This window comes from Dactylosporangium sp. CS-033363 (assembly GCF_050942475.1).
Taxonomy (GTDB): domain Bacteria; phylum Actinomycetota; class Actinomycetes; order Mycobacteriales; family Micromonosporaceae; genus Dactylosporangium.
In genome coordinates, this window is sequence record NZ_CP192032.1 from 8,167,817 (window position 1) to 8,187,024 (window position 19,208).

General features: G+C 76.1%; 7 protein-coding genes. 3 read left to right on the forward strand and 4 right to left on the reverse strand.

Annotation, left to right across the window (positions count from 1 at the left end; translation table 11 throughout):
* The first annotated feature begins 32 nt into the window (after positions 1–32).
* A complete protein-coding gene (locus ACQPZ4_RS37810) occupies positions 33–266 on the forward strand; it encodes a hypothetical protein (RefSeq protein ID WP_433046977.1) in 234 nt (77 codons plus the stop codon).
* 33 nt (positions 267–299) lie between these two features.
* Here ACQPZ4_RS37810 and ACQPZ4_RS37815 read toward each other — a convergent pair whose 3' ends face one another.
* Together ACQPZ4_RS37815 and ACQPZ4_RS37820 are read right to left on the reverse strand one after the other, a co-directional pair.
* Positions 300–1,868, reverse strand: a complete 1,569-nt coding sequence (locus tag ACQPZ4_RS37815; protein WP_433046980.1) for a cation:proton antiporter — start codon at positions 1,866–1,868, stop codon at positions 300–302.
* On the reverse strand, positions 1,868–3,457 hold the full coding sequence (locus tag ACQPZ4_RS37820) for a methyl-accepting chemotaxis protein (RefSeq protein ID WP_433046983.1): 1,590 nt from the start codon (positions 3,455–3,457) through the stop codon (positions 1,868–1,870). The genes ACQPZ4_RS37815 and ACQPZ4_RS37820 overlap by 1 nt, the downstream gene beginning before the upstream one ends.
* A gap of 128 nt (positions 3,458–3,585) precedes the next feature.
* Here ACQPZ4_RS37820 and ACQPZ4_RS37825 point away from each other — a divergent pair, with 128 nt between their 5' ends.
* Entirely contained in the window at positions 3,586–5,193 is a 1,608-nt protein-coding gene (locus ACQPZ4_RS37825; protein WP_433046986.1) for a diguanylate cyclase domain-containing protein, read from the forward strand.
* Here the strand turns inward: ACQPZ4_RS37825 and ACQPZ4_RS37830 are convergent.
* Entirely contained in the window at positions 5,087–17,293 is a 12,207-nt protein-coding gene (locus tag ACQPZ4_RS37830) for a fibronectin type III domain-containing protein (RefSeq protein WP_433046989.1), read from the reverse strand. The two genes, ACQPZ4_RS37825 and ACQPZ4_RS37830, sit on opposite strands and share 107 nt — an antisense overlap.
* Between ACQPZ4_RS37830 and ACQPZ4_RS37835 the strand changes: the two genes are divergently transcribed.
* Positions 17,262–17,582 carry a hypothetical protein gene (locus tag ACQPZ4_RS37835; protein WP_433046992.1) on the forward strand — a complete coding sequence of 107 codons (321 nt, stop codon included), beginning with the start codon at positions 17,262–17,264 and terminating at the stop codon, positions 17,580–17,582. The two genes, ACQPZ4_RS37830 and ACQPZ4_RS37835, sit on opposite strands and share 32 nt — an antisense overlap.
* A gap of 291 nt (positions 17,583–17,873) precedes the next feature.
* On the opposite strand, the gene ACQPZ4_RS37840 is transcribed toward ACQPZ4_RS37835, so the two are convergent.
* Entirely contained in the window at positions 17,874–19,196 is a 1,323-nt protein-coding gene (locus tag ACQPZ4_RS37840) for a lysine N(6)-hydroxylase/L-ornithine N(5)-oxygenase family protein (protein WP_433046995.1), read from the reverse strand.
* Positions 19,197–19,208 lie beyond the last annotated feature (12 nt).

Consider the following 19,208-nt stretch of genomic DNA (forward strand, 5'->3'; position numbering starts at 1 on the left):
GGGCATCCGTGAGCGTGGGGCAGGATGCAGGGGTGGCCGCGTTCGTGCTGACCTGGAATCCCGACGTCGCCGGGTGGGATGCCACGTTCGCCCGGGTCGAGTTCGACGTGCTGCTGCCGCTCGGCGATCGGATACCGGTCGAGGTGCTGCGGGCCGTGGTGCCCGGCGTGCCGTGGGACCACCTGCAGGGCTCGGGGGTGGCCGTCAAGCCGCCCGCCGCCAACGACCTGGAGCGGCTGTGGCGGGACCACGCCAGGCAATCCTGATCCGGACCGCCGGGCACGGGCGCGGACGGTGGGCTACAGGCGGGTGCGCAGGTCGGTCGAGGCGGCCGCCTCCTCGTAGTCGAGCTGTTGCAGGACGGCGCGGAGGACCTCGTCGTCCAGGCGGCCGGCGTCGCGCTCGCGGATCAGGGCCCGGCGCTGGTGGGCCAGGATCGCCTGGACCAGTTCGTGGTCGTGCTGCTCCGGTTGCTGGGCGTGCGAGGAGGCGTTCAGGACGTGGGCGATGCGGTGTTCGATCAGGGCCATGGTGACCGCCTCCTCGCCGTTGGTGGTGGCGCGGGCGGTGTAGTCGTGGGCGGCGCGGCGGGCCACGCGCAGGGCCCGGGCCAGGTCGGCCTCGGCGCGGCGGCGGTCGGCGGCGTCGGAGATGTGCAGGAAGCGGATCAGCGGCTGCAGGGTGGAGCCCTGGACGAGGATGGTCAGCACGGCCACGGACAGCGCGATCGCCTGGATCATGTTGCGGTCCGGGGCCGGTACGCCGCTGATCGTCGTGGCCGGGATCGCCGCCGCCGCGGCCAGGGTGACCACGCCGCGCATGCCGGCCCACGAGAGCACGACGCCGTAGCGCCTCGGCAGGCGGCTGGGGTTGAGCGACAGCAGGGCGAAGATCCAGAGGGGGCGGGCGACGAGGACCACGAGGAGTACCACGGTGACGCCGAGCAGCAGCTGGAGCGGGCCGGTGCCCTCCAGGGTCGCGTCCTGCAGGATGACGCTCACCTGCAGGCCCATGTAGGCGAAGACGAACGCCTCCAGGACGAGGTCCACGGTGTGCCAGACCTGCCGGCTCTGCAGCCGGGTGGCGAAGGCGGCGTCGGCGCTGTGGTGGCCGATCCAGAACCCGGCCGCGACGACGGCCAGGACGCCGGACGCGTGCAGCTCGCTGGCGGCCAGGTACGCCACGAACGGCACCACCGCGCCGAAGACGGTCTCCAGGGCCGGGTCGTGCAGCCGGGGGCGGATCTGGTGCACGACCATCGCGGTGATCAAGCCGACCCCGACGCCGACCAGGACGCTGTAGAGGGCCAGCGGGACGGGGCGGTCGATGAAGGGCTGATAGCCGGTGTACGCGGCGACGGCGAGCTCGAACGCCACCAGCGCCACGGCGTCGTTGACCAGGCTCTCCCCGGTCAGGATGGTCATCACCCGGTGCGGCATCCCCAGCCGGCGGCCCAGCGCCACCGCGGCGACCGCGTCCGACGGGGCGAGCACGGCGCCGAGCACGAACGCGCCGCCCACGGTCAGGGCCGGCAGCAGCCACCAGGCCACCAGGCCCACCGCCGTCGCCGAGAAGACCACCAGCCCGACCCCGAGGGCGGCGATGGGTAACAGGTCGCGGCGGAAGCTGACGAAGGACAGTTCGAGCGCCGCGGAGTACAGCAGCGGCGGCAGCACGAACGCCAGAATGAGCTCCGGCGGCAGTTCCATCCGCGGCAGCCCCGGCAGCAGCGACACCGCGGAGGCGACGACCACGACCACCAGCGGCCCGGGCCACCCGCGCCGGTTCGCCGCGGCGGAGACGGCGACCGAGCCGATGACGATCGCCAGGAACCCGACGCCGTTCATCCGCTCGGAGGTACCCGGCATCAGACGTTGTAGGCGCCGACCGTCCGGCGCAGCTCGGCCGCCATCCGGGCCAGCTCGGCCGCGGTCGCCCGGGTCTGTGTGGCGCCGACGCTCACCATGGCGGAGCTCTCGGCCACCCCCTCGACGGTGCCGGCGATCCCGGCCGAGCCGTCCGCGGCCCGCCCCACCCGGCGCGCGATCTCGCCGGTGACGGCGGTCTGCTCCTCCACCGCCGAGGCGATCGTGGCCGTGAAGCCGTCGATGGTGCCGATCACCGCGGCGATCTCGCCGATGGCCCGCACGGTGCCGGTCGTCTCCTGCTGGATCGACGCGACCTGGCCGGCGATCTGCCCGGTCGCGCGGGCGGTCTCCCGGGCCAGGTCCTTGACCTCGCTCGCCACGATCGCGAAGCCCTTGCCCGCGTCGCCGGCCCGGGCCGCCTCGATGGTGGCGTTGAGCGCGAGGAGGTTGGTCTGCTCGGCGATCTGCGTGATGAGCGCGACGACCGAGGTGATCCGGTCCGAGGCGGCCCCGAGGCGGGCCACGCCGTCGTTGGTCCGCTGCGCGGTCTGCGCGGCCCCGGAGGCGACCCCGGCCGCCTCGGCCGCGTTGCCGGCGATCTCCCGGATGGCCGCGGTCATCTCGTCCGTCGCGGCCGCGACCGCCCGCACGTGGTGCGACACGTCCCCGGCGCCGTCGGCGACGGCGCCGATCTGGGCGCTGGTCCCCTCGGCGGCCGCGGCGAGGTGGCCGGAGACCGTCGAGAGCTCCTCGGACGCGGCCGCGACCTGGTCGGAGGCGGCCCCGACCCGGCGGACCATCTCGCCCACGGCGGCGGCGGTGCCGTTGAGCGCGGCCGCGACCTGGCCGATCTCGTCGCGGTGGCGCACCTCGGCGCGGGCCGTGAGGTCGCCGCCGCCGATGCGGGCCAGCGCGGCCACGCACGCCCGCAGCGGCCGGGTGATGAGCAGGCTGATGCCGATGGCCAGGCCGACGCCGAGCACGAAGCTGACCGCGAGCATGACGGCCACCTCGCGCTGGGTGCCGTGGTAGCGGTCCTCGGCGTAGGTGTCCTCGCCGTCCGCCCGCGCGACCGTGGCCGTCTCCAGCGCGGCGAGCGCGGCCTGCACCGTGGCGGCGAGCCCGCTCGCGGTCGCTCGGGCCCGCTGGGCGGCGGTACGGTCGCCCCGGTCGTCGGCGGGCAGCAGCGTGCCGTTGACGGTGTCGAGGTACCGCTGCCAGCCGGTGCCGAAGTCGTCCAGCGCACCGCCCTGGGCCGTGTCGAGCCCGAGCCCGCGCACGGCCGTGGCCGCCGCGTCCACCCGCGCGTCGAGCCCGTCGATGCTCCTGCGCGCGGCCGCCCGGGCGGCGGCGTCCTCGGCGAGCACGTGCTCGTCGACCGCGACCAGGGCCTGGGTGACCAGGTCCCGCAGGCCGCCGGTGGCCTGCAGCTGCCGGCTGTAGCCGCTGAGCTTGCCGACCTGGTCGTTCATCATGCCGAGGCTGGCGAGGGCGGTGATGCCGTCGCCCAGGCTGAACAGCGCCACCACGAGCACGGCGAGCAGGATCTTCGTCCCGACGCGGCGGTTGGCGACCGGGCTCACCCACATGCGCCGACAGTAGGACGAACCGCACCGCGCACACCCGGCGATCCGCAACCTTGCAACCGGGGGTGCCGCGCGCCGATGCACTGGGTATGCGGGGTTCGACGCGAGCGGCGCCCGAGGAGCGGCGTCGGATGCTCAATGTGGTGGTCGTGGCGCTGGTGATGGCCATCGGGGGCGGGTTGTCGGTGGTGGCGGCGGTGCTCGTGCGCCAGGGCGAGAGCCGCTACGGCGGGGAGATGATGGACCGCTACACCGCCGACGCGACCGGCGCGGTCGTGGACGAGGTCGGGGCGTACCAGAACACCCTGGCCGACCTCGCCACCGCCCTCGGCGCCCAGTCCGACCTGTCCGCGGCCGACTTCGCCGCGCTCACCTCCGGGCTGAACCGGCAGCGGCTGCCGGCCGCGGCGGGGGTCGCGTTCGTCGCCCCGGCCGCCGGCGACGGGATCGCCGCACTGCAGGACGAGTGGCGCGGGCGCGGGGTGAGCGGGCTGACCCTGGCGCCGATGACCCCGGCGAGCGGCACCGAGCACGCGTTCGCCGTGCTGGAGCGGACGTTCGACGGGCGGACCGGCGTGCTCGGGGTGGACATCGACCAGGCCGCCGAGCCGGCCGAGGCGCTGCGCATCGCCCGTGACTCGGCCGCCTTCACCATCTCGCGCAGCTACGTGCTGCTGCGCGACCGCGGGCTGGCGGCGGCCGACCAGCAGCGCTCGGTCATGCTCGCCCAGCCGGTCTTCGGCTACCGGGACGGCGGCTGGGACCCCCGGGCGTTCCGCGGGTGGGTGGTGCTGGCGATGCGCGGTACCGACTTCATGACCGACACCCTGCGCGCCGAGGCCCGGGGCGCGGTGCAGCTGACCCTCACCGAGCACGACGGCAACGTCCGCCGCGTGATCGCCACCGCGCCCTCGGGCACGCCCCGCGCGGGCGGCCGCGAGCTCGACCGCGACCGGGTGCTCGAGATCGGGCAGCGCACGTGGCAGCTCTCGCTCGTCCCGACCGACCGGCTGCTGTCGGCCACCGACCGGCGGATGACCGCGCTCACGCTCACCGGTGGGCTGGTCGTCACCGCGCTGCTGGCCGTCCTGGTCGGCACCCTGGTCGGGGCCCGGGACCGCGCGGTGAGCCAGGTCGCCGCGGCCACCCTGGCGCTGCGCGCGGACATCGCCCGCCGCGAGGAGACCGAGAGCGCCCTGCGCGCCCGCGAGGCCGAGCTGCGCCACCTGGCCCTGCACGACCCGCTCACCGGGCTGGCCAACCGGACGCTGTTCTGCGAGCGGGTCGAGCACGCCTTCGACACCCACCAGCGGGCCGGGCAGACCTTCGCTGTGCTCTTCGTCGACCTCGACGGCTTCAAGCCGGTCAACGACCGCCTCGGGCACAACGCCGGCGACGCCGTGCTGCGCCAGGTCGCCGAGCGCCTGCGCCGCGCCACCCGCTCCGCCGACACCGTGGCCCGCCTCGGCGGCGACGAGTTCGCCGTGCTGGTCGAGCTGCTGGCCGCCCCGGCCGACGTGGCCGTGGCGGCCCGGCGGATCATCGCCGCGGTGGAGCGGCCGCTCGAGCCGGTCGACGGGGTCCCCGCTCAGGCGTCCGACCTGCCGGTCTCGGCCAGCGTCGGGGTCGCGCTCAGCGGGGCCGCGGCCGGCGTGGACGACATCCTGCGCCGGGCCGACACCGCGATGTACGCGGCGAAGACGGGCGGCAAGGGCCGGTTCGTGATCGACGGGACCTGACCCGCACCAGCACCGCGACGCCCATCGGGGCGGCCGGCGCGGCGAGCGCGACCGGCCGGCTCAAGGCCGTGGGCCGGGGGGCCGGGACGACGACCTCGACCCGCTCCGGCTCATCCGAGCGCCGCCGGCGCCGGCCGGCCAGGCAGGCCAGCCCGCCGAGCAGCAGGAGCAGGACGCCGCCCAGGGCCATCGAGGCGACCGGGTCGCCGGTCGTGGCCAGCGTGCCGGACGACGTGCTGCCCGTCCCGTGCCGGACCGGGGTCTGCACCGGCGTCTGCACCGGCGTCGTGACCGGGGTGGTGGGCGTCGTCGGCGTGGTCCCGCCGAGCGGGGTGGTGTCGAGCACCAGGGTGCGGATCGAGCCGTCCGGGGCCACGCCCTGGGCCACGAAGTCGAGGTCGTCGCCGAGCGTCGACGGCGCCGCGGTCGGCAGGTCGACCGAGCCGTCGGTGTCCACCGTCAGCGTGCCCAGCACGACCACCTGGACGGTGGGCGGGGTGCTGGTCCCGAGGTCGGCGCGCTTGTGCACGTCCGCCGAGTCGATCGGGTGCTGATCGGCCTCGCCGCTGGTGACGTACGCCCCGAAACGGACCGACGAGTTCGGCGCGAAGCCCGACGCCGTCAGCGTGATCGGCTCCCCGGCGCGCATCGTGACGTCGTTGACGCCCAGGTTGCTGACCAGCTGCCCGGCCTGGTTGCGGTCCGGCGGCCAGGTCGGCAGCGGCGGGAACGTCGGCCGGCCGGCGAGCGTGGCCGGCACCGAGTCGGAGTCGCGGCCGTGCAGGCCGTTGGCGACCACGTCGACGTTGTAGTCGCTGCCGATCGGCAGGAACATCGTGCACTGCGTCGCCGTCGGCGAGGTCGTCACGCAGCGGCCGTTGCCGGTGTGCGACCAGGCGGTGAAGTGGCTGATGCCGGTGCCCGCGCTGGCGGGCAGGCTCCAGCGCACGATCAGCCCGCTGTAGCGGGGGTGCACGGTCACGCTCTGCGGCGAGCCGGGCGGGGTGCTCGGGTACACCGCCGTGCTCGGCGCGCTCGGCACCGAGTCGGCCTGCGTGCCCTGCGCGACCACGGTGAACGTGTACGCGAGGCCGTCGGTCAGCCCGGTGACGGTGCACGTGGTGGCTCCCGTCGTCGTGCAGGACTGCCCGCCCGGCACCGCGGTCACCTTGTAGCCGGTGACGGCCGGTCCGCCGGTGCCCGCCGTCCAGCTCACCGTCGCCTGGGCGGTCCCCGGCACCGCGGTCACCCCGACCGGGCTGGCCGGGACGATGCCGCTCGGGTCGTACGGCGGCGCCGGGATCACCGTGTTGGACGCGGTGCTCGCGGCGGAGTCGCCGCCGGCCGACTGGGCGACCACGGTGAACGTGTACGCCACCCCGTTGGTCAGCCCGGTCACCACGCACGTGGTGGTGCCGGTGGCGGTGCAGGTCAGCCCGCCGGGTGCGGCCGTGACCGTGTAGCCGGTCACCGCGGGCCCGCTCGTGGGCGCGGTCCAGGAGACCCGCGCCGAGCCGCTGCCGCCCTCGGCCGTGACCGCCGTCGGCACACCCGGCGTGGTCGCGACCGGCACGACGGGCTGGCTGACCGCCCCGGCGCCGGGCACGCCCGGGTTGACCGAGCTGATCGCGCGGACCACGAAGTGGTACGTCCGGCCGTTGGTCAGCCCGGTCACCGTGCACGAGGTGCCGGTGGTGGCGCAGGTCTGCCCGTCGTCGGAGACCACCTCGTAGTGGTCGACTCCCCCGCCGGTCACGGTCGGCGGCGTCCAGCTGACCGTGGCCGAGCCGTTGCCGGGCGCCACGGTGACCGCGCCGGGCGGGCCGGGCAGGTCGGAACGCGGCGTGACCGCGCTGGACGGGTCGCTGGACGGCGACGAGCCGGTGGCGCCGGAGCCGTGAGCGACGACCGTGAACGTGTACGGCTGGCCGTTGGTCAGGCCGGTGACGGTGCAGCTGAGCCCGCTGGTGGTGCAGACCGCGCCGCCCGGCGAGGCGGTGACGGTGAAGACGTCCAGCCCGCCGCCGGTGCTCGCCGGCATGTCCCAGGTGACCGTGGCCGCGCCGTTGCCCGGCGAGGCGGTCACGGTGGCCGGCGTGGTCGGCGGCCCGGGCACGACCGGCCCGGTGCTGGCCGGGACCGAGGACCCGCCGGGTCCGATGGCCACGACGCTGAACGTCACCGGATCGCCCGGGTTGAGGCCGGTGATCGTGCAGCTGGTACCGGTGCTGGTGCAGCTCTGCCCGCCCGGCACCGCGGTCACCGTGTAGTGCGTGACCGCGCTCGCGCCGGCCGCCGCCTGCCACGACACCGTCGCGCCGAACGCGGACGCGACCGCGGTGGCGCCCGCCGGAGTGCGCGGCGCGCCGGGGACCGCCGGGGCGGCCGCGGTCGGCGCCGAGCGGCCGGACGGGCCGGTGGCGACGACCGTCACGGTGTACGGGACGCCGTTGGTCAGCCCGGTGATCGTGCAGTGCGTGGCGCCGGTCGTGGTGCAGGTGGCCATTCCCGGCAGGGCCGTGGCGGTGTAGCCGGTGGTCGCCGCGCCGCCGGTCGGCGTGGTGCCCGGGGTCCAGCTGACCGCGACCAGGCCGTCGCCCGGCGTCGCGGTCGCCGTGGCCGGGGCCGCCGGCGGTCCGGTGATCACCTGCGGCGACGGGGTGCTCGGCACGGACTGCCCGCCCGGGCCGGTGGCGATGGCGACGAAGGTGTACGCCGTACCGTCGGACAGCCCGGAGACGGTGCACGAGGTCGTGGCGGCACCGGTGGCGGTGCAGGTCGCCCCGCCCGGGCTGGCCGTGACCGTGTAGGCGGTGATGCCGTCGCCGGTGACGAGCGGCTCGGTCCAGCTCACGACCGCGGTGCCGGACCCGGCGGCCGGTGCCGCGGTCACGTCCGAGGGCGCGCCGGGCAGGCCGGCGCTCGGCGTGACCGCTGAGGAGGGCACGCTCGCGTCGGAGGCGCCGCCCGGGCCGATCGCCCAGACCGAGAAGCTGTAGTCCACCCCGTTGTCCAGGCCGTCGACCACGCAGCTGGTGGCCGCGGTCTCGCAGGCCGAGCCGCCCGGGTAGGCGACCGCGCGGTAGCGGGCCACCCCGGCCCGGAAGGTCGACGGCGGGGTCCAGGAGACGTTCGCCTCGCCGTTGCCGACGACGGCCGTCACGTTGTCCGGGGCGGCCGGCGGGCCGGGCGTGACCGGGTCGGTGACCGCCCCGGCCGAGGCGCCGCCGCCGCCGTTGGCCACGACCGTGAAGGTGTACGCGGTGCCGGACGTCAGCCCGGTCACCGTGCACGTGGTCGCGGTGGTGGTGCAGGTCGCCCCGTCCGGCGCCGCGGTGACGGTGTAGCCGGTGACGGTGCCCCCGCCGGTCGGCGCGGTCCAGCTCACCGCGGCGTCGGTCTGGCCGGGCAGCGCGGTCGCGCCCGTCGGCGCGCCGGGCGGGCCGGCCACCAGCGCGGTGCCGCTCGTGCCCGGGGCCGAGTCGCCGGTGCCGGGCACACCACTGGCGACCACCGAGAAGGTGTACGCCGTGCCGTTGCTCAGGCCGGTGATGGTGCAGCTGGAGCCGACGCTGGTGCAGGTCTGCCCGCCGGGCGAGGCGGTCGCCGTGTACTGCGCGATCCCCGCACCCTGGTTCGCCGGCGCGGTCCAGGACACGTCGGCCGTGCCGTCGCCGACGACCGCGGTGACGTCCGTGGGCGCGCCGGGCGGGCCGGCGATCACGGCGACCGACGGGGCGCTCGCGGCCGAGTCGCCGCTGAGCCCGTTGGCCACGACGGTGAACGTGTAGCTGGTGCCGCCGGTCAGGCCGGTCACCGTGCAGCTCGTGCCGGTCGTGGCGGTGCAGGTGGCCCCGCCCGGGGAGGCGGTGACCGTGTAGCGGTTCACGCCCGCGCCGGTCAGCGCCGGGGCGACCCAGGTGACGGTGGCCGAACCGCTGCCGGGCGTGGCCACGACCGCGGTCGGCGGCCCGGGCGGGCCGGGCACCGAGGAGCCGGACGTGGCCGCCGGGTCCGAGGTGCCGGTGTTGCCCGCGCCCACCGCGACCACGCTGAACGTGTAGGCGGTGCCGTTGGTCAGCCCGGTGATCGTGCACTGGGTGACGCTGGTGGTGCAGGTCGCCCCGCCGGGCGCGGCCGTCACGACGTAGTGGTCGACGGTCGCCCCGCCCGCCGGCGGCGTCCAGGACACCACGGCCGAGCCGCCGCCGGCGGTCGCCAGGACCGCGGTCGGCGGGGGCGGCGGCCCGGGCAGGACCGCGTTGGACACCGCCGAGGGCGCCGACGAGCCGACCGCGCCGGCCCCGACCGCGGTGACCGTGAACGTGTAGGAGGTGCCGGGCGTGAGCCCGGTGACGGTGCAGGTGAGCGCGCTGACGGTGCAGCCGGCGGAGCCGGGGGTGGCCGCGACGACGTAGTGGTCGACCGGGGCGCCGCCGGTGGGCGCGGTCCAGGTGACCGTGGCGCTCGAGTTGCCGGCCACGGCGGTCGCGGCGCCGGGCGTGGCGGGCGGGCCGGGGTTGATCGCCCCGCCGGTCACGGCCCCGGCCGAGATGCCGGTGTTGCCCACGCCGACCGAGACCACGGTGAACGTGTAGCCGGTGGCGCCGTTGAGGCCGGTGACGGTGCAGCCGGAGGCGTCGAGCGCGATGCAGACCGCGCCGCCGGGTGCGGCGGTGACCAGGTAGTGGTCGATGCCGGCGCCGTCGTTGACCGGGGCGGTCCAGGTCACCGTGGCGGTGCCCGGGCCGGCCGTGGCCGTGACCGAGGTCGGCGCGTCCGGGGGCCCGACCTCGACGCTGGTGGTCGGCGCGCTGACCGGGGCGTCGCCGCCGGGGCCGGTGGCCTTCACGGTGAACGTGTACCCCTGCCCGGGGCTCAGCCCGGCGATGACGCACGAGGTGCCGGTGGTGGTGCAGGTCCCGCCGCCCGGCGAGGCCACCACGAGGTAGCCGGTGACGCCGGCGCGCAGGATGCCCGGCGGCTGCCACGCGACGGTGACGCTGCCGTTGCCCGCGGCCACGCTGACGCCGGTGACCGCGTCCGGCGCGCCCGGCACGACGACCGGGCTGGGCAGGGTCGGCAGCGACGAGCCGGTGCCGGACGGGCCGGCGGCGGTGACCACGAAGGTGTACGGCACCCCGTTGGTCAGGTTGTGCACGACGCACGTGGTGGCGCTGGTCGAGCAGGTCTCCCCGCCCGGCAGCGCGGTCACCACGTAGTGGTCCACCGCCCCGCCGGCGCCCGCCGACGCGGTCCACGAGACCGTGGCCGTGCCGTCGCCGCCGGTCGCCGTGACGGCGCCCGGCGCTGACGGCGGGCCCGCGGTCACCGGAGCGGAGGCGGCGCTGGCCGGCGACGCCCCGCCGGGCCCGTTCGCCACGACGGTGAACGTGTAGGCGGTGCCGGGGGTCAGCCCGAGGACGGTGCACGTCGTGTCCGACGGCGACAGGGTGACGCAGAAGGCCCCGCCGGGCGCGGCGGTCACCGTGTAGCCGGTGATCCCGGCGCCGGTGCCGGTCGGCGCGGTCCAGGACACGGCGGCCGAGCGGTCGCCGGCCGTGGCCGTCACCGCGGTCGGCGCGTCCGGGGCGCCGGTGACCCCGGCGACCGGGGTGCTGGCGGTGGAGGAGCCGGTGCCGGTGACGCCGTGGGCGATGACCGAGAAGGTGTACGGCACCCCGTCGGTCAGCCCGGTGATGGTGCACGCGGTCGCGTTGCTGACGCTGCAGGACGCGCCGCCCGGGTACGCCGTCGCCGTGTAGTGGTCGATGCCGGCCCCGACGTTGCCCGGGACGGTCCACGACACGGCGGCCTGGCCGCTGCCGGCCGCGACGGTGACGCCGCCGGGACGGCTGGGCGGGCCGGGCGCGACCGCGGCCGAGGCGTCGCTCGCCGGCGAGTTGGCGAGGCTGCCGTTGGCCACGACGGTGAACGTGTAGTCGGTGCCGGGGGTGAGCCCGAGCACGGTGCAGGAGGTGTCCGACGGCGACAGCGTGGCGCACGAGGCGCCGCCGGGCGAAGCCGTCACGGTGTAGCCGGTCACGCCGCCCCGCACGACCGCCGGGGCGGTCCACGACACGGTGGCGGTGTGGTCGCCGGCCACCGCGTTCACGGCCGACGGCGGGTCGGGCGCGTTCGCCGGGGCCAGGGCGGCGGTCGCGCTGGGCAGCGAGTCGCCGGTGCCGTCGGACCCGACCGCGACGACCGTGAACAGGTAGCCGACGGTCGCCGTCAGCCCGGTGACGGTGCAGGTCGTGGTGGTCGCGTCGACCGTGGCGCAGGTGGCCCCGCCGGGCAGCGCGGTCACCGCGTAGTGGTCGATGCCGGCCCCGGTGTTCGTGGGCGCGGTCCAGGCGATGATCGCGTCGGTACCGCCCGAGGGCGTGACCGAGACGCCGGTCGGCGCGCCGGGCGGCCCGGCGGTCACCTGGTTGCTCGGCGCGCTCGCGGTGCCGTTGCCGCCGGGGCCGGTGGCCGTGACGGTGAACGTGTAGGCGGTGCCGCCGGTCAGGCCGGTCACGGTGCAGGACAGACCGGTGGTGGTGCACGTGGCCCCGCCCGGGCTGGCCGTGACGACGTAGCCGGTGACGCCGGCCCGCGCGTCGGTGGGCGCGGTCCACGACACGACGGCCGAGCGGGAGCCGCCGACCGCGGTCACGGTGCCGGCCGCGCCGGGCGCGCCCGGGGTGACGGCCGGGGACGGGTCGCTCGCCGGGGACGTGCCGGTGCTGCCGACGCCGTTGGCGGTGACGGTGAACGTGTACGCCGTACCGTCGGTCAGCCCGTTCACCGTGCAGGTGAGCAGCAGCAGCGTGGAGCAGCTGGCGCCGCCGGGCGAGGCGGTCGCCGTGTAGCCCGCGATGCCCGCGCCGGTGCTCGTCGGGGCGGTCCACGCGACCACGGCGCTGCCGCTGCCGGCCGTCGCGGTGACCGCGGTCGGCGCGCCGGGCGGGCCGGAGTGCACCTGGTTCGACGGGCCGCCGGCCGGCGAGGAGCCGCCGGGGCCGTTCGCGACGACGCCGAACGTGTAGGCGGCGCCGGGCGTCAGCCCGCTCACGGTGCAGCTGGTGGTGCTCGTGGTGCAGGTCGCGCCGCCGGGCGAGGCGGTCACCGTGTAGCCCGTGACGCCGGCCCGGGTGATGAGCGGGGCGGCCCAGGAGACGGTGGCGGCGCCGTTGCCTGGCGTGGCCACGACGAGCGTCGGGGCGTCCGGCGGGCCGCTCACGGCGGCGCCGCTGGTGCCCGCGGCCGAAGTGCCGGACGCGCCGGTGCCGTTGGCCACCACCGCGAAGGTGTACGCGATGCCGTTGCCCAGGCCGCTCACGGTGCAGGACAGACCGGTGGTGGTGCAGGTGGCGCCGCCGGGCGAGGCGGTCACCGTGTAGCCGGCGATGCCCGCGCCCGCGTTGGTCGGGGCGGTCCACGACACCGTGGCGCTGCCGTTGCCGCTCGCCACCGTGACGCCGGTCGGGGCGCCCGGCGGGCCGGGGACCATCGACGGCGACGGCGCGCTGGCCGGCGAGGTGCCGCCGGGGCCGGTGGCGACGACGGTGAACGTGTAGGCGGTACCGCTGGAGAGCCCGGGAACCGAGCACGTGGTGGTGGCCGTGGTGCAGGTGGCCCCGCCCGGCGAGGCGGTCACCGCGTAGGAGCTGACGCCGGCCCGCGCGGTGGCGGGTGCGGTCCAGGAGACGGTGGCGGCGCCGCTGCCCGCGGTCGCGGTGACCGCGGTCGGGGCGTCCGGCGGGCCGGGCTGGACGTTCGCCGCGACGCTGGCGATCGAGTCGCCGGTCAGGCCCACGCCGTTGGCCACCACGCTCACCTGGTAGGCGGTGCCGTTGGTGAGGCCGGTGAGGACGCAGGTGCGGATGATGGTGGTGGCGACGCAGGAGGCCCCGCCGGGCGTGGCGGTCACCGTGTAGCCGGCCAGCCCGGCGCCGGTGTTCGCCGGCGCGGTCCAGGACACGGTCGCGGTGGTGTTGCCGCCGGTCACCGTGACGCCGGTCGGCGGGGCGGGCGGCCCGGGCGTGACCGCGGTCGTGGTGGTGCCGGGCGAGGTGCCGCCGGGTCCGTTGGCCACGACCGTGAACGTGTACGCGGTGCCGCCGGTCAGGCCGGGCACGGTGCAGGACAGGCCGCTGCTGGTGCAGGTGGCGCCGCCCGGCGAGGCGGTCACCGCGTAGTCCGTGACGCCGGCCCGGGTGATGAGCGGGGCGACCCAGGAGACGCTGACGCCCGCGTTGCCGGCCACGGCGACCACGAGGGTCGGCGCGTCGGGGGCGCCGGGCGTGGACGGTCCGGCGTACCCCGCGCTCGACGCGCCGGTGTTGCCGGTGCCGACCGCGACGACGCCGACGGTGTAGGTCACCCCGCCGGTCAGCCCGGTGATGGTGCACGCGGTGCCGCTGCTGGTGCAGGTGGCCCCGCCCGGGGAGGCGGTGGCGACGTAGTGGTCGATGCCGGCCCCGTCGTTGTTCGGCGCGGTCCAGGCCACGGCCAGGGTGCCGTTGCCGCCGGTGGCCGTGACGCCCGTCGGGGCGCCGGGCGGGCCGGGCGTCACCGCGGCCGAGGCGGCGCCGGTGGACGAGCCGCCGGGGCCGTTGGCGACGACGGTGAACGTGTAGGCGGTGCCGCTGCCGAGGCCCGCGACGGTGCAGCCGGTGGTGGCCGTCGTGCAGGTGGCCCCGCCCGGCGACGCGGTGACCGTGTAGTTGGTGAGACCGGCCCGGGTGACGGCGGGCGCGGTCCAGGACACGGCGGCGATGCCGGCCCCGGGGGTCGCGCTGACGCCGGTCGGGGCGTCGGGGGCGCCCGGCGTGGACGGGCCCGACGGGGTGCTGGCCGGCGAGGAGCCGGTGCTCGCGATGCCGTTGGCCACGACCGTGAACGTGTAGCCGGTGCCGCCGGTGAGCCCGCTGACGGTGCAGGAGGTGGTCGCCGTGGTGCAGGTGGCCCCGCCGGGGCCGGCGGTCACCGTGTAGGTGGAGATGCCCGCGCCCCGGTTGACCGGCGCGGTCCACGACACGGTCGCGGCGGTGCCGGCGGCGGTGGCGGTGACGGCGGTCGGCGCCCCGGGCGGGCCGGGGGTGACCGCGGACGTGGTGGTGCCCGTCGACGTGCCGCCGGGGCCGTTGGCGGTGACCGTGAACGTGTACGCGGTACCGCCGGTCAGGCCGCTGACCGTGCAGGCGGTGGTCGCCGTGGTGCAGGTGGCCCCGCCCGGCGACGCGGTCACCGTGTAGCCGCTCAGGCCGCCGCGGGTGGTGAGCGGCGCGACCCAGGAGACGTTCGCCGAGGCGTTGCCGGCCACGGCGACCACGAGCGTCGGCGGGTCGGGCGCGCCCGGGGCGACCAGCGACGTCGGCGTGCTCGCGGCGGAGTCGCCGGTGCCGGCCACGCCGTTGGCCACGATGGTGAACGTGTAGCCGATGCCGTCCACGAGGCCCGTGAAGGTGCAGCTGGTGGTCGTGCTCGTGCAGGTCGCGCCGCCGGGCAGGGCGGTCACGGTGTAGCGCAGGATGCCGCCGCCCGGGTTGGCCGGGGCCGTCCACGTCACCGTCACCGTGCCCTGGCCGGCCGCCGCGGAGGCGCCGGTCGGCACGCCGGGCGGGCCGGGCTTGACCGGCGTCGTGGTGCTCGCCGGGTCGGAGGCGCCGCCGGGGCCGGTGGCCACGACGCCGAACGTGTAGGCGGTGCCCGGGACGAGCCCGGTCACGGTGCACGTGGTCGTGACCGTGGTGCAGGTGGCGCCGCCGGGGCTCGCGGTCACGGTGTAGGTGTCCACGCCGGCGCGGGTGACGGCCGGGGCGGTCCACGACACGGCGGCGCTGCGGGCCCCGGCGGTGGCGGTCACCGCGGTCGGCGCGTCGGGGGCGCCGGGCACGACCGGGGTGCTGGGGTCGCTGGCCGGCGAGGAGCCGGTCCCGCCGAGGCCGAGGGCGACGACCGAGACGGTGTACTGCTGCCCGTCGTCGAGGCCGGTGATGGTGCACGTCTGCTGCGCGGCGTTGACCGTGATGCACACGTGCAGGCCGGGCGTGGCCGTGGCGATGTACGCCGAGATGAGGTTCGTCGAGAGCAGCGGCGCGTTCCAGGACACGTTGAGCGCGCCGTTGAGCGCGGTGGCCTGCACCTGGCGGGGCGCGCCGGGCGGCCCGACGCTCGTGGTGGCGCCGGTCGCGGTCGCCGGGGAGGTGCCGCCGGGGCCGATCGCGACGGCCGAGAAGGTGTACGCGATGCCGGTGCCCAGCCCGGTGACGGTGCACGTGGTGCCGCTGGTGGTGCAGGTCGCCCCGCCCGGTGAGGCGGTCACCCGGTAGCCGGTGACGCCGGCCCGCTGCACCAGCGGCGGCACCCAGGACACGGTCGCCGCGCCGATGCCGGGCGTGGCCGTGACGAGCGTGGGCGCGTCCGGCGGGCCGGGCACCACGATGTTCGAGGCGAGGCTGGGCAGCGAGTTGCCGGTGCCGGTCGCGCCGTAGGCCACGACCGTGAAGGCGTAGCCCACGCCGCTCGTCAGCCCGCTCACCACGCAGCCGGTGCCGGTGGTGGTGCAGGTCGCCCCGCCGGGCACCGCGGTGACCGTGTAGTGGTCGACGCCGGCGCCGGTCGCGGCCGGGGCCGTCCACGACACCGTCGCCGAACTGTCGGCCGCGACCGCGGTCACGGCCGTCGGAAGTCCGGGCGGCCCAGGCCGGACGCTGTTGGACGGATCGCTGGCCGGCGATGGCCCGGCGCTGCTGCTGGCGACGACCGTGAAGGTGTACGCCTGCCCGGCGGTCAGCAGCGGCACCGTGCACGACGTGCCGGTGAGGGCCGCGCAGGTGGCCCCGCCCGGGGAGGCGGTCACCGTGTAGCCGGTGACGCCGACGCCCGGGGTGGCCGGCGCGGTCCACGACACCGTCGCCGCGTTGCTGCCCGGCGTCGCGGTGACGGCGGTCGGCGCGCTGGGCGGTCCGGCGGTGAACGCGGCCGACGGCTGGCTGGGCACCGAGGTTCCGGTCAGCCCGACGCCGACCGCGACGACGGTCACCGTGTAGCTGGTGGCCGGCAGCAGGCTCAGCATCGTGCAGCTGGTGTCGGTGGCGGTGAGGGTGCCGCAGGGCAGCAGGCCCGGGTTGGCGTAGGCGACGTAGTGGTCGATGCCCGCGCCGGCGAAGGCCGGGGGCGTCCAATTGATGGTCGCCGTCAGGAAGCCGGGGGTGACGGTGACGTTCGTCGGTGCGCCGGGCGGGCCGGGGGTCGCCGCGTTGGTGACGGCCGCCGTCGAGTCGCCGGTGCCGGCCACGCCGTTGGCGACGACCGAGAACGTGTAGGTGGTGCCGCTCGTCAATCCGGTGACGGTGCAGCCGAGCAGCAGCGAGGTGCAGGTCTGCCCGCCCGGGCTCGCGGTCACCGTGTAGTGGTCGACCCCGGCGCCGCCGTTGAGCGGGCCGAGCCAGGACACGGCGGCCGAGTTGGCCAGGGCCACGGCGCCGACGGTGAGCGGTGGGCTCGGCGGCCCGATGTTGACCAGCGGCGAGGCGAGGCTCGCGAGCGAGCTGCCGGCGCCGTTGATCGCGACCGCGGTGACCTTGAACGAGTACGAGCCGCCGGGGGTCAGGCCGCCGACGGTGCACGAGGTGCTCGATGTGGTGCAGGTCTGGCTGTTCAGGACGGTGGTCACCACGTAGTACGCGATGCCCGCCCCGACGTTGGCCGGCGCGGTCCAGCTGACGACCGCCTGGGTGTTGCCGGACGTGGCGAAGACGCCGGTCGGCATGCCGGGCGGGTTGGCCGGATCGACGACGGTAACCGTGCCGGCCGCGGCCGGGGTCGATACGCCGCCGGAGCTGGTGGCCGTGATGGTGACGACCCACGAGCCGGCCGGGACATTGGAGATGGTGCATGCCAGCAGGACCGAGGTGCACTGCAGGGTCGTCGATCCCTTGGTAGCGACGGCGGTGTATCCGGAGGCGCCGCCGACCGAGCCGAGCCAGGAGACGGCGATCGAATTGACGCCGCCGGATGCGCCGGCCCCGGTGGGCGGGTTCGGCGCGGCCTCGATGTGACCGCCGGGCTGCGACTTGGCCTTCACGGCCTTCGTCGGCGTCGCCACCGCGCTCTTCGTCGGCGTCGCCACCGCGCTCTTCGCCGGGGCCGGCTTCGCTGCGACGGCGGCCTTCGTTGCGACCGGCTTCGATGCCACAGCGGCCTTCGTAGCGGCCGGCGTTGATGGCGTCGCGGCCTTGGTGGCGGCCGGCTTCGATGGCACGGCGGCCTTCGCAGGCGCAGGCTTCGATGCGGCCGGCTTGGCCGCGGCGGGTTTCACCGCCTTCGGGGCCTTGGTCGACACGGCCGCCGGGCCCTTGCTCGCTTCGGCGGTGGGACTAGCTTCCGCACGATGAGCAAGGGCCAGCAGGACGAATCCAATTCCGGCAACGATGAACAGACCCAACAGGACGGCCCGTCGCATCGCGATCCGATCGCATGCAGCCACTCCGGCACACCTCTCCTCCGGCTTTCATCCCGAGGATCACCCATTTCGGATGGTTTAGGTGCGCATATTTATGGCGTTATTGCTCTGACGAATCCACTGTGGACGCGGTCTGAGCGCTACCCACGCTTGTATCCGGGCAAACATCGGGTGCGGTCGGATTGCGGCTGCTAGGTTCGGTTCCGGGACGCCCGTGAGCCCGCTACGGCGCCGTGCCCACAAGCGGCCGGACGGTCTCGCCCGCCCGGTCCCCGCGGCCCGCCACGGCCGCCCCGATCGAGGCCGCGATCTCCCCGGACCGCACCGCCACCGCCGACAAGAGCGTCGACGTTATTCCATGCGCGTGCTCGGTGCCGCCCTGGACGTAGACCCCGGCCCGCAGCGCCTCGCCGGTCCGCACGCGGTAGTCGCGGCCGACCCGCAGCAGCCCCTCCTCGTCGCGCAGGCAGTGCGCCCCGGCCGCGCCGAGCAGGCGGGCCGCGTCGACCGGCCGGTAGCCGGTGGCGTAGACGATCGCGTCGGCGTCGAGGGTCAGGAGCTCGCCGGAGGGCAGGTGCTCCACGACCGCCGTCACGCCGTCCGGCCGGGCCCGCAGCTCCGCCAGCCGCGAGGCGTTGAGCATGCGCAAGCGGCGGCGGCCGAGGACCTGCTCGCGGTACGAGCGACGGTAGAGGTCCTCGATGAGGTCGCCGTCGACGACGGAGTAGTTGGTGTTGCGGTGGTAGTCGAACAGCATCCGCTTCACGTCGGCGGGCGCGTCGAAGTAGAGGTCGACGGCCTCCGGATCGAAGATGCGGTTGGCGAAGTTGCTGTCGTCGGCCGGGCTGTAGCCGTAGCGGAAGAAGACCGAGCAGACCTCGGCCGACGGGTACCGCTCGTGCAGGAACGCCACCGACTCGGCCGCGCTCTGCCCGGCCCCGACGACGAGGAACCGCTCGGGCCGCTCGACCGCGAAGCGCTTGGCCCGGTGCAGGATGTCGAGGTTGTGCCAGACCCGCTCGGCGGCCTCCACCCCGGCCGGCAGGCTCGGCTCCAGGCCGACCGCGACGACGACGTTGCGGGCCCGCAGCCGCAGCACTCCCCCGCGGTGCGCGGCGACGACTTCGAGCAGCGCGCCGCCGGCGGCCGGGACGACGTCGGTGACGGTGTGCCCGTAGAGCACCGGCTCCCCCACCCGGTCCGCGGCCCATTCGAGGTAGTCGTGGAACTCGACCCGCAGCGGGTACATCGTCTTGTAGTTGATGAAGTCGGCCAGCCGGTCCTTGGCGTGCAGGTAGGACACGAAGCTGTAGCCGCTGGCCGGGTTGCGCAGGGTCACGAGGTCCTTGAGGAACGACACCTGCATGGTGGCGTCCTCGAAGAGCATCCCGCGGTGCCAGCCGAAGGTGTCCTGCTGCTCCACGAACACCGCGCGGATGTGCTCGGGTTCCGGGCGGCGGCTGTTGTACTCCTCGATCGCGATCGCCAGCGCGAGGTTGGACGGCCCGAAGCCGATCCCGACGACGTCGTACACGCCTGCGTCCATGGGTTCGCCCTT